The 12783-nt window shown below is 35.8% G+C and carries 11 protein-coding genes; all 11 read left to right on the top strand.

The annotated features are described in order from the left end of the window. The first annotated feature begins 68 nt into the window (after nt 1-68). The 11 genes from tilS (at nt 69) to BUB32_RS09095 (ending at nt 12782) form a co-directional block, all read left to right on the top strand. On the top strand, nt 69-1445 hold the full coding sequence (gene tilS / locus BUB32_RS09145) for a tRNA lysidine(34) synthetase TilS (RefSeq protein WP_072969118.1): 1377 nt from the start codon (nt 69-71) through the stop codon (nt 1443-1445). Between the two features lie 24 nt (nt 1446-1469). Beyond that, the gene (gene hpt, locus BUB32_RS09140) at nt 1470-2015 is read left to right on the top strand and encodes a hypoxanthine phosphoribosyltransferase (RefSeq protein ID WP_003867797.1); all 546 of its coding nucleotides are present in this window, start codon (nt 1470-1472) and stop codon (nt 2013-2015) included. 71 nt (nt 2016-2086) lie between these two features. After that, nucleotides 2087-3922 (top strand): ATP-dependent zinc metalloprotease FtsH, encoded by a 1836-nt coding sequence (gene ftsH / locus BUB32_RS09135; protein ID WP_072969117.1) that lies wholly within the window; start codon nt 2087-2089, stop codon nt 3920-3922. A gap of 172 nt (nt 3923-4094) precedes the next feature. Next, entirely contained in the window at nt 4095-5477 is a 1383-nt protein-coding gene (locus BUB32_RS09130) for a PAS domain-containing sensor histidine kinase (protein ID WP_072969116.1), read from the top strand. 25 nt (nt 5478-5502) lie between these two features. Further along, nucleotides 5503-7170, top strand: a complete 1668-nt coding sequence (locus BUB32_RS09125) for a formate--tetrahydrofolate ligase (protein ID WP_072969115.1) — start codon at nt 5503-5505, stop codon at nt 7168-7170. Between the two features lie 20 nt (nt 7171-7190). Further along, complete coding sequence (locus BUB32_RS09120) at nt 7191-7556, top strand: hypothetical protein (protein WP_072969114.1); 366 nt, start codon at nt 7191-7193, stop codon at nt 7554-7556. Between the two features lie 122 nt (nt 7557-7678). Continuing rightward, a complete protein-coding gene (locus BUB32_RS09115) occupies nt 7679-9358 on the top strand; it encodes an acyl-CoA mutase large subunit family protein (protein ID WP_072969113.1) in 1680 nt (559 codons plus the stop codon). 12 nt (nt 9359-9370) lie between these two features. Next, nucleotides 9371-9772, top strand: a complete 402-nt coding sequence (locus BUB32_RS09110) for a coenzyme B12-dependent isobutyryl CoA mutase small subunit (RefSeq protein WP_042834695.1) — start codon at nt 9371-9373, stop codon at nt 9770-9772. A 1-nt stretch (nt 9773) separates the two neighbouring features. After that, nucleotides 9774-10709, top strand: a complete 936-nt coding sequence (gene meaB, locus BUB32_RS09105; protein WP_072969112.1) for a methylmalonyl Co-A mutase-associated GTPase MeaB — start codon at nt 9774-9776, stop codon at nt 10707-10709. 21 nt (nt 10710-10730) lie between these two features. Continuing rightward, nucleotides 10731-11132: a methylmalonyl-CoA epimerase gene (gene mce, locus BUB32_RS09100; RefSeq protein WP_072969111.1), complete on the top strand. Its 402-nt coding sequence runs from the start codon at nt 10731-10733 to the stop codon at nt 11130-11132. 99 nt (nt 11133-11231) lie between these two features. Continuing rightward, complete coding sequence (locus tag BUB32_RS09095) at nt 11232-12782, top strand: acyl-CoA carboxylase subunit beta (protein WP_072969110.1); 1551 nt, start codon at nt 11232-11234, stop codon at nt 12780-12782. Nucleotide 12783 lies beyond the last annotated feature (1 nt).

Genomic DNA, 12783 nt, shown 5'->3' with positions numbered 1-12783 from the left:
ATTTAAAAAGGAGGATATTATATAATCATTATATAACATGAGTATATATCGCTATAAGGGGTTAAGAAATGATTGATAAGGTTATTTCAACAATTAAAAGGTATAAAATGATTGAGGCAAATGATAAAATTGTAATGGGGGTTTCCGGTGGACCTGATTCTTTGTGTATGCTGGATATTTTATACAATTTAAAAGATTTATTTAATCTTAAGTTGTATGTAGTACATGTTAATCATATGATAAGAGGAGAAGAAGCTAAAAGGGATGCGCAATTTGTTGAAGATATGTGCCGCAAACTGAAACTCCCATTTTTTTTATTTGAAAAGGATGTAAAAAAAATAGCCAAAGAAATGGGATATTCGGAAGAAGAGACTGGTCGATATGTGAGGTATCAGGCTTTTGAGGAAGTATTAAAAGAAGTTAAAGGTAATAAAATAGCTGTAGCCCATAATAAGAACGACGTAGTGGAAACGGTTTTTTTAAATTTAATAAGAGGTTCTGGAATGGCTGGCCTCATTGGAATAAAACCGGTAAATGGAAATATAATAAGGCCTCTCATTGAAATAGAAAGGGAAGAAATAGAGAATTACATCAAGGAAAAAGATTTAAAGCCGGTAATAGATTTTACAAATTATGAAGATTTATATAAGAGAAATAAAGTAAGACTTAAATTAATTCCCTATATAAATGAAACTTTTGAAGTAGATATAATAGAGAATATCTACAGGATGGCAAAAATTATTTTAGAGGAGAATGACTATTTAGAAAAAGAGTGTGAAAAGATTTTTAATGAGGTTTGCTATTTTAATCAAGAGGAAATTTTTGCTGATATAAAAAAACTGAGGGCACAGCATCCAGCTATTCAGCGGCGCTTAGTTAGGCTTATGTACCAAAAATTAAAAGGAGATATTTATGGATTAGAATACATCCATATAGAGGATGTTTTAAGCCTTTTAGACAAACCAACTTCCTCAAAAGTTGATTTACCCTTTGAAATTGAAGCTTTAAAAAGCTATAATAATCTTATAATGAGAAAAATAAAAGAAAAAGAGGCCAAGACTTTTTGGGCAAAATTAAATATTCCTGGAATTACTAAGATATGTGGTATTGGGCAATTTAAAACTACCGTTTTAGGGATTGAAGAAATAAAAAAACTTAATATGGGAAAATACACGAAATTTTTTGACTATGATAAAATACAGAAAGATGTGGTAGTTAGAAATAGGCAAGCAGGGGATATTTTTTCTCCTCTTAACCTGGGGGGGAGTAAAAAATTAAAAGAATTTTTTATTGACGAGAAAATACCCCGCGAAATAAGAGATAGCATTCCTTTATTAGCCATAGACAATGAAATTGTGTGGGTTGTAGGTTATAGAATGAGTGATAAATTTAAAGTAGATGAAAATACAAAAAATGTCCTTGTGATAGAGTATACCAAAGGATAAAATAAAAAAGAGGAGGTTAAATTTATGTCGAGTCCAACACAAGATATACAGGAGATTTTGATTACGGAAGAGCAATTAAAAGAAAAAGTGAAAGAGTTAGGACAAATAATTACAAAAGACTACCAAGGTAAAGACCTTGTCCTCCTTGGGGTTTTAAAAGGAGCAATAATGTTTATGGCAGACTTATCTCGAGCAATAGATTTACCTTTATCAATAGATTTTATGGCAGTCTCCAGTTATGGTTCTTCTACTCAGTCTTCTGGAATAGTAAAAATAATTAAAGACCATGACATAAACATTGAAGGGAAAGATGTGCTCATAGTTGAGGATATTATAGATAGCGGTTTAACACTTTCTTATTTAAGAAAGACTTTATTAGAAAGAAAACCTAGAAGTTTAAAAATTTGCACTATTTTAGATAAACCTGAAAGAAGAGAAGCAGACGTTAAAGTAGATTATTGTGGATTTAAAATTCCTGACAAATTTGTAGTTGGTTATGGATTAGATTTTGATGAAAAATACAGAAATCTCCCATTTATAGGAGTTTTAAAGCCAGAGCTGTACAAATGATTTGGTTTTTTAAAGGAGATATGATATTATAGATTAAAGGTAGTTGGACTTGTTTGAAGGAGGGGCCTTATTTGAACAATAATAACAAGATAATTAGAAGCATGGTGCTCTATTTATTAATATTTATAGCTATTTACGCAATGGTACAATTGTATTCTCAAAGCGCCGAACCAATAACCGATATTGATTACGGACAGCTAATAAAATACATTGATGCCAATCAAGTAAAAAGCATTACCCTTGTAGGTAATGATGTTAAAGGTGTATTAAAAAATGGTACCGAGTTTAAGAGCCGTGTACCAGATGTAACTAACTTTATGAGTTTTGTAAATCCTTACATTTTACAAGGTAAACTGGATTTTAAAAGTGAGCCGCAAGTAGGCCCGCCATGGTGGGTACAAATGCTTCCTTCTCTCTTTTTAATCGTAATTTTCATCATATTTTGGTATATTTTTATGCAACAGGCACAAGGTGGGGGAGGAAGCAAAGTGATGTCTTTTGGCAAAAGCAGGGCCAGAATGATTACAGACAAAGATAAAAGAGTAACTTTTAATGACGTGGCGGGAGCAGATGAAGAAAAAGAAGAACTGCAAGAAATTGTTGAATTTTTAAAATATCCCAAAAAGTTTCTTGAGCTTGGAGCCAGAATACCTAAAGGGGTTCTTTTAGTGGGGCCTCCAGGTACAGGAAAAACTCTCCTTGCAAAAGCTGTAGCAGGAGAAGCGGGAGTACCATTTTTTAGCATAAGTGGATCCGATTTTGTGGAGATGTTTGTCGGTGTAGGTGCTGCGAGAGTTAGAGATTTATTTGATCAAGCTAAAAAGAATGCACCTTGTATTGTTTTTATTGATGAAATAGACGCGGTAGGAAGGCAAAGAGGTGCGGGTTTAGGTGGGGGGCATGATGAAAGAGAGCAAACACTTAATCAGCTGTTAGTTGAAATGGATGGTTTCAGTGTCAATGAAGGTATAATTGTGATTGCTGCAACAAACAGGCCAGATATATTAGACCCTGCACTACTTCGACCAGGAAGATTTGATAGGCACGTTACTGTTGGTATTCCTGATATAAAAGGAAGAGAAGAAATTTTGAAGATACATTCAAGAAATAAGCCATTGTCTCCAGATGTATCATTGCAAGTACTGGCACGAAGAACTCCTGGGTTTACCGGGGCCGACCTTGAAAATCTTATGAATGAAGCGGCACTTTTAGCGGCAAGGAGAGGGCTTAAGCAGATAACTATGGCAGAATTGGAAGAGGCTATAACGAGAGTAATAGCAGGACCTGAAAAGAGAAGTAGGATTATGTCTGAGAAAGACAAGAAATTGGTGGCATATCACGAAGCGGGGCATGCTGTTGTAGCAAAGCTTTTGCCAAACACTCCTCCTGTCCATGAGGTAACGATAATTCCGAGAGGCAGAGCGGGAGGCTATACTATGCTTCTTCCCGAAGAAGATAAATATTACATGTCAAAATCTGAAATGATGGATGAGATAGTTCATCTTTTAGGCGGACGTGTGGCAGAGAGTTTAGTGCTAAATGATATAAGTACAGGTGCACAAAATGATATTGAGAGAGCTACAAATATTGCAAGAAAGATGGTTACAGAGTATGGCATGAGTGAAAGGTTAGGACCCATGACCTTTGGTACTAAAAGTGAAGAAGTGTTTTTAGGGCGGGATTTAGGAAGAACAAGAAATTACAGTGAAGAAGTAGCTGCAGAAATTGATAGAGAGATAAAGAGAATAATTGAAGAAGCGTATAAAAAAGCAGAATCATTGTTAAAGGGAAATATTGATAAACTTCACAGAGTAGCAAAAGCTCTTATTGAAAAAGAAAAGCTTAATGGAGAAGAGTTTGAAAAAGTCTTTAACGGAGAGGATATAGAAGGGGTGCAGTTTGCATAAAATACCAAATAATGTATAAGTCTTTGGACTTATACATTATTTTTTTAAAAATTTTTAGTTAACAATAAAAAAATTATTGATAAGAAGGAGGATTTTTCTACTTTAATGTCTAATTATATTAGTGGGACTAAGGTTTTTGAACAAAAGATAAGGGAGATAAAGGGGGACAGTCATGAAAGTGAACAAAGCTTTTGCTACAGATAAAAATTCCTTGCAATGGATATGCAACCTTTTAGATAATGCACACGATTTTTTTGTCTTAAAAAATTTAAATGGTAAGGTAGTTCATGTAAATAAAAGACTTCTTGAAACATTAGGCTATACCGCTGATGAGATAGATGATTATGATTATTTTTTTTACCATATAATAAAGTACAAAGAAGTAGGACCATACGAAGATGGTCTTATCATAGAGCTTACGGCAAAATACAATATAAAAATGTCTTTTAGTATAAGATTTAGTCCTATAGTTAACAGTGGTGGTGATAAAGTAGCTTTTTTGGGGTTTGTGAAATTGCGAAGCTATTGTAAAGGAAAAGCTGAAGATTATTTTAACTTCTTTAAATATCCAACTGACGTAATGGATATGACAGAGGAAGGTGTTGTGATAGTTGATAATAGGTTTAACGTGGTCTATGTGAATAACAGGGCATGTGAATTATTTGGCCTTAAATATACAAAATTCATAAATGCAAAGTTTATGGACATTATAAAAAAATACAAACCGGATGCTTCAGAAAATAATTTAATTAATGGAGAAAAAATTGTAATCCCATCGAAAGGGAGTTTTGACGAAAGAGTGCTTTTGCTTAAGTATGGGAAATTAAACAGTAGGCATTGGAAAACTATTATTGTGAAAAATATAACTGAAGACTTAAAATATCAAAAATTAATTGAGCAAACAGAAAAATACACAATTGCTGGTGAATTTGCTGCTACAACTATTCATGAAATAAAAAATTCTTTAACTTCTATAAAAGGCTTTATACAACTTCTACAAGCTAAACATAAAGAAAGTTCTACTTACTATGAGACTATTTTAGACGAAGTGGACAGAGTATTAGCTTTAATAAAAAATTACCTTGGTATAGTTAGAAGCAATGAAGAAGGAGAAACTGAAATAGACATAAATGGCGTTATAAATCAATATTTACTTCTTTTTGAAGCAGAAATTGTTCGCAAAAAAATTAAAATAGAAAAAAGGTTTGGTGATGTTCCTCCTATAAAAATGGACAAAAACCATCTTAAGCAGCTTATTTTAAATATAGTTCAAAATTCTCTTCATGCCATTGGGGAAAATGGTAAAATAATATTAGATACAAGATATTACCCTCTTAAAAAGAGAGTAGTAATAAGAATTGTTGATAATGGAGGTGGTATAGAGAAGAAATATTTAAAAAAAGTTATTGAGCCATTGTTTACAACTAAAAGAGAAGGAACAGGGCTGGGACTTGCAATTTGCAAAAGTATTGTAGAATTGTACAATGGTGATATTAAAATTTTTAGTAAAAAAGGTAAAGGTACACTTGTAAAAATAATTTTGGGTGAGAGATAAAAATAAAAGCTGGAGGGGAAAATTTATGAAATCTGATATTGAAATAGCTCAAGAAGCGAAAATGCTACATATAAGGGAGGTTGCAAAAAAGTTAGACATTGAGGAAGACTACTTAGAATACTACGGCAAGTATAAAGCAAAAATTTCTCTTACATTATGGGATAAAATTAAAGACAGGAAAGACGGAAAACTCATCTTAGTTACAGCTATAACTCCCACCCCTGCTGGAGAGGGAAAGACCACGACGACTGTAGGATTGGGGCAAGCTCTTGCAAAATTAGGGAAAAAAGCTATGATTGCCTTGAGGGAGCCTTCATTAGGTCCTTCCTTTGGAATAAAAGGAGGAGCAGCTGGAGGTGGTTATTCTCAAGTTGTACCTATGGAGGACATAAATTTACACTTTACAGGAGATTTACATGCGATTACTGCTGCTCATAATCTACTAGCTGCTATGATTGACAATCACATCCATCATGGAAATGAACTTAATATTGACATAAGGACTATTACTTGGAAAAGAGCCATGGACATGAATGATAGGGCTTTAAGAGAAGTAATAGTAGGACTTGGAGGAAAAGCAAATGGATATCCCAGACAAGATGGTTTTATAATAACTGTGGCATCGGAAATAATGGCAATTTTGTGTTTATCACGAGACCTGATGGATTTAAAAAGAAGAATTGGCGACATAGTTGTAGCATATGATAAAGATGGCAATCCTGTAACTGCAAGGGATTTAAAAGCCGATGGAGCTATGACAGTCTTATTAAAAGATGCTATAAAACCTAATTTAGTGCAGACGATTGAAAACGTTCCAGCATTTGTTCATGGAGGGCCTTTTGCAAATATTGCTCATGGATGCAATAGCTTAATTGCCACTAAATATGGTTTAAAATTGGCGGATTATCTTGTAACAGAGGCAGGCTTTGGTGCAGATTTAGGGGCTGAAAAATTCTTTGACATAAAGTCAAGGTTTGGAGGACTAACACCAAATGCAGCCGTCATAGTAGCGACTGTAAGAGCTTTAAAGATGCATGGGGGAGTTAAAAAGGAAGATTTGCAAAAAGAAGATGTGGACGCGGTAAGAAAGGGAATTGAAAATCTTGAAAAGCAAGTTGAAAATATAAAAAAATTTGGAGTGCCAGTTGTGGTAGCCCTTAACAGGTTTGTCTTTGATACAGAAAGAGAAATTGATGAAGTGAGAATTGCCTGCGAAAAAATAGGAGTAGATATGGCGGTAGCGGAAGTGTGGGAAAAAGGAGGAGAGGGCGGAATAGAGTTAGCTGAAAAAGTTGTGAAAGCTTGTGAGATACCTTCCAACTTCCACGTTTTGTATGATGAAACACTTCCAATTAAAGATAAATTGCACATAATTGCAACAGAAATATATGGAGCTGATGGAGTAGAGTATACTGCTTCTGCTCTTAAAGATATAGCAACCCTTGAAAGACTAGGCTTTGACAAGATGCCAATAGTTGTGGCAAAAACTCAATATTCTCTTTCAGATGACCCAAAACTTTTAGGACGTCCGAGAGGATTTAAAATAACAGTAAGAGAACTGAGAATTTCAAGAGGTGCAGGTTTTATTGTGGCTTTGACAGGTGATATAATGACAATGCCAGGCCTTCCAAAGCATCCGGCAGCAGAAAACATAGACATTGATGAAAACGGAAGAATAACAGGACTGTTTTAAGGGAGTGTAGAGGAAAGTAGATGAAAAAAGAAATATTAGATATACAAAATTTGTCACAGGCGAAAAAGGAACTTAGCCAAATAAAGGTTGAAGAAATTTCTGTAGATATTATGTCGCCAAAAGCTGTTTTTAGGGTTATCAAGCTGTTTGATGTGCATCCAGCAGCTGCTAACATAATAAAACAGGAGATGTTAGCTATAGGAGGAGAAGCAGCTGTGGCGAGAGGTTGCGTAAATATGAGTGTTGAAAAATCTGACGTTATTGTAATGGGAACATTAAGACAATATCAAAGGCTTTTGGCAAAACTTAAGATGCAAAAGGGCTATTTTGGGCTTAATGAGGTTGTAGAAGAATTAAAAAGTGTTATTGAGGAAATGTCTAGATAGGCGGCAAAGAGGTTTTCTCTTTGGCCGCTTTTTTTATGGGAAAAAATTTCAAATGAAAAGGTAAACATTTGTTAAAAATTTGTGTTATAATGTAAAAGGGGAAAATCAAAGGAGGGTGTTTTATGATTGACAAAAAAAAATTAGAGGAAATAAAAAACAAAAAGGAAGAATGGGAAGTTAATCAAAGACAAAAGGTGGTATCTAAATTTCCAGAGAGGAAAAAAGAATTTAAAACCTCGTCTGGGATAGAGATTAAGGAGATTTACACACCTTACGACATAAGTGATATAGATTATCTCGAAAAGATTGGTTTTCCAGGAGAATATCCTTATACAAGAGGCGTACAGCCTACTATGTATAGAGGCAAATTTTGGACTATGAGGCAATATGCAGGATTTGGAACTGCAGAAGAGTCGAATAAAAGGTTTAAATATCTTTTGTCGCAAGGCCAAACAGGTTTGAGCGTAGCTTTTGATTTACCTACACAGATAGGCTATGATTCTGACCATCCAATGGCAGAAGGAGAAGTAGGAAAAGTAGGAGTAGCCATAGATTCACTTTATGACATGGAAATTCTCTTTGATGGCATTCCTCTTGACAAAGTCAGTACTTCTATGACTATTAATGCACCTGCTGCAATACTTCTTGCGATGTACATTGCAGTTGCAGAAAAGCAAGGGGTATCTCCAGATAAGTTGAATGGGACTATTCAAAACGATATTTTAAAAGAATATGTAGCTCGTGGAACTTATATTTTTCCGACAGGTCCTTCTATGAGGCTTATTACTAATATTTTTGAATATTGTTCCAAGTATGTTCCTAAGTGGAATACTATAAGTATAAGCGGTTATCACATAAGAGAAGCAGGAGCCACGGCAGTGCAAGAAATAGCATTTACTTTGGCTAATGGCATAGCTTACGTGGAGGCGGCTATAAAGGCAGGTCTTGATGTAGATGAGTTTGCTCCAAGATTGTCATTTTTCTTTAATGCCCATAACGATCTTTTCGAAGAAGTTGCTAAATTTAGGGCGGCAAGAAGAATGTGGGCAAAGATAATGAAAGAAAGATTTAACGCGAAAGATCCAAGGTCAATGATGATGAGATTTCACACTCAAACTGCGGGTTCTGCTCTTACTGCTCAACAACCTGACAACAATATTATTAGGGTTACTATTCAAGCTTTAGCAGCAGTTTTAGGGGGTACTCAGTCACTACATACAAACAGTAGAGACGAAGCTCTTGCTCTTCCCACAGAAGATTCTGTGAGAATTGCCTTAAGGACGCAGCAAATTATTGCTTATGAAAGCGGTGTTTGTGAGACTCCAGATCCATTGGCCGGAAGTTACTATGTTGAAAAATTGACAGATGAAATTGAAAAGAGGGCTTTTGAATATATAAAGAAAATTGACGAATTAGGAGGAGCGGCAAGAGCTATTGATTTGGGATATATACAAAAAGAAATACAAGAAAGTGCATATAGATATCAAAAAGAAATAGAATCTGGTGAAAGAGTAATAGTAGGGCTTAACAAATTCCAAATTGAAGAGGAGCCGCCAAAAGGGCTTTTAAAAGTAAACCCTGCTGTAGAAGAATTGCAAAAACAAAAAATCGCTAAAGTAAAAGAAATGAGAAACAATACCAGTGTGAAAAAGACTTTAGAGGCCTTGAAAAAAGCTGCAGAAGGAGACGACAACTTGATGCCATGGATATTAGATGCAGTAAGGGAATATGCGACATTAGGTGAAATTACAGATGTGTTGCGTTCTATTTTTGGGGAATATCAGCAACAGATTATATTGTAAAGGAGGATAAATATGGAAAGACCTATAAGAGTATTAGTGGCAAAGCCGGGATTAGACGGTCACGACAGGGGAGCAAAAGTAATTGCAAGAGCTTTAAGAGATGCGGGAATGGAAGTGATATACACGGGACTTAGGCAAACACCTGAACAAATTGTAGAAGCTGCCATTCAAGAAGATGTAGATGTTGTGGCTTTAAGCATTTTGTCTGGTGCCCATAACACTTTATTTCCCAAAATAACAAAGCTTTTAAAAGAAAGAGGAGCGGATGACATATTAGTAATAGGTGGCGGAGTTATACCAGAGGAAGACATACCTTTCTTGAAAGAGCATGGAATAGCGGAAATTTTTACACCCGGCACTCCCACTTCTGCTGTTATTGAGTATATAAAAGAACATGTCAATAGGGCGGTATAAAATGCGTGATATTGAAGAGCTTTTGCTAAAAGGGGATAAAAGGGCTATTGCCAGAGCCATAACTTATGCGGAAAACTATGAGGATAAAGCCAAAGAGATAATAAAAAGACTTTATACTAAGTCTGGTAATGCTTATATTATAGGCATTACCGGACCGCCGGGTGTTGGTAAGAGCACATTGACAGACAAATTAATTAAAAATTTAGTTGATGTAGGTAAAAAAGTAGGAGTAATAGCAGTAGACCCCACTAGCCCTTTTACAGGGGGTTCACTTTTAGGAGACAGAATAAGAATGCAGGATTTATCTCAGCATCCTAATGTTTACATAAGGAGCATGGGGACGCGAGGACATCTTGGAGGGCTTTCTAAAGGGACTTACATGGCGGCGAGAATTTTAGATATAGCTGGCATGGATTACATTTTTATAGAGACAGTTGGAGTAGGTCAATCGGAGATTGACATAATCAAAATTGCTGACACTGTGGTGATGGTTTTGGCTCCTGGACTTGGCGATGATGTACAAGCTATAAAAGCGGGGATCATGGAAATAGCAGACATTTTTGTGGTGAACAAATGCGACAGAGAAGGAGCAGACAAAACAGTAGTTGAGCTTAACATGATGTTGGACTTGGATGAAAAGAAAGAATGGAGACCACCGGTAGTAAAAGTGATTGCACAGGAGAACAAAGGAATTTCTGACCTTATTGATCATATTACTCAACATAAAAGCTATTTAGAAGAAAGTGGGGCTTTTCAAAAGAAAAGAATTGAGAGGTTGAAAATGGAGATAATTGAAACTGTAAAGAATAGGATAATGAAGAATGTTTTTGATAAGATTCAAGATAGGGAATTCATATCTAAATTGCAAGAAGTGATAGACAAAAGGATAGACCCGTACACTTTCGCAGATGATTTATACAAGGAAATTTTTAATTAAGTGTTGTAAGGAGGTTTTAAGATGATTAAAAAGATTGACCATATAGGGATTGCTGTTAAAAGTATTGAGGAGGCATTAAAATTTTATGAAGATGTATTAGGTCTTGAAATAACAGGGGTAGAAGTAGTAGAAGAGCAAAAGGTAAAGACAGCTTTTATTCCAGTAGGAGATAGTGAGATAGAGCTTTTGGAGTCTACTTCCGATGATGGCCCTATAGCAAAGTTTATAGAAAAAAGGGGAGAGGGTATACAGCACATTGCCCTTCAAGTAGATGATATTGAAAAGACTTTGGAAGAATTAAAACAAAAGGGAATTAGACTTATAGATGAGGTACCGAGATATGGAGCTGGAGGTGCTAAAATAGCCTTTGTGCACCCTAAAAGCGCAAATGGAGCTCTTTTAGAGCTTTGCCAGAGGGATTAAATTTATTGTGCAGTTGGAAAGTATGTGGTATATTATTTAGTAGGTACTAATAATAACTGCTACTACTAAGTTGCAGTGGGGCTATAAGGAGGAATTTTTATGAGTGTCCATGATATGATAGAAGAGCTAAAAAGAAGAAAAGAAAAAGTTTTGGAAGGTGGAGGGGCTAAAAGAATAGCTGCTCAGCACGAAAAGGGAAAATTAACTGCAAGAGAGAGAATACATAAGCTTCTTGACAAGGACAGTTTTGTAGAAATAGACCCTTTTGTAGAGCATCGGTGTTATGACTTTGGGATGGAAAAGCAAAAATATCCCGGAGAAGGGGTTGTAACAGGCTACGGAACAGTAGATGGAAGATTAGTATATGTATATGCACAGGACTTTACTGTGCTAGGAGGGTCATTAGGAGAGTACCATGCGAAAAAGATAACCAAAGTTATGGATATGGCAATGAAAATGGGGGCACCTATAATAGGTCTTAACGATTCGGGGGGTGCTCGCATACAGGAAGGGGTGGATGCTCTTTCTGGTTATGGAAATATATTTTACAAAAATACTTTAGCCTCCGGTGTAATACCACAAATATCGGTAATAATGGGACCGAGTGCTGGTGGAGCCGTATATTCGCCGGCATTAACAGATTTTATTTTTATGGTAGATAAAACCAGCCAAATGTTTATAACAGGTCCACAAGTTATAAAAGCTGTAACTGGAGAAGAAGTTACTCCTGAAGAATTAGGAGGCTCAATAACTCACAATAGGCTAAGCGGTGTTGCTCATTTCAGGGGTCCAAATGATGAAGAAGTTCTAAAAATGGTGAGGAATTTGTTAAGTTATTTACCTTCTAACAACTTAGAAGATCCTCCACAATACGAGACAGGGGATAATCCCAATAGAGTTTCTCAAAGACTTATGGAGATAATTCCAGATAATCCCAATAAGCCTTATGACATGAAAGAATTAATAAGAGAAATAGTCGACAATGGAGAATTTTTAGAGTCGCAGGAGATGTACGCAGAAAATATCATCACAGTTTTTGCAAGACTTAATGGAAAGACAATAGGAATTGTTGCAAATCAGCCAAGAGTATTAGCAGGAGTACTTGACATAAATGCTTCTGACAAAGCGGCTAGGTTTATCCGCTTTTGTGATGCTTTTAATATTCCTATACTTAGTATAGTGGATGTGCCTGGATTTTTGCCAGGGACAAATCAAGAATATGGTGGGATAATAAGGCATGGGGCGAAAATGCTTTACGCTTATTCAGAGGCAACTGTTCCTAAGGTTACTTTGATTGTGAGGAAGGCTTACGGTGGGGCTTATCTCGCTATGTGCAGCAAAGACTTAGGAGCTGACATAGTGTTTGCATGGCCTACGGCTGAGATTGCGGTCATGGGACCAGAAGGAGCAGCAAACATTGTATTTAAAAATGAAATCAATGAGGCAGAAAATCCTGCAGAAGTGAGGCAGCAAAAGATAAATGAATACAGAGATAATTTTGCAAATCCATACAGAGCTGCAGCTCGTGGCTATGTAGATGATGTAATTCTTCCTTCTGAGACAAGGCCAAGACTCATATCAGCTTTTGATATGTTATCTAGCAAAAGAGAGAGTCGGCCTCCTAAGAAACATGGCAATATACCTCTGTAAG

The sequence above is a fragment of the Thermoanaerobacter uzonensis DSM 18761 genome, from assembly GCF_900129115.1.
GTDB classification, from domain to species: domain Bacteria; phylum Bacillota; class Thermoanaerobacteria; order Thermoanaerobacterales; family Thermoanaerobacteraceae; genus Thermoanaerobacter; species Thermoanaerobacter uzonensis.
The sequence above is the reverse complement of the archived record's forward strand: the minus strand, read 5'-3'. Positions and strand labels throughout refer to the sequence as shown.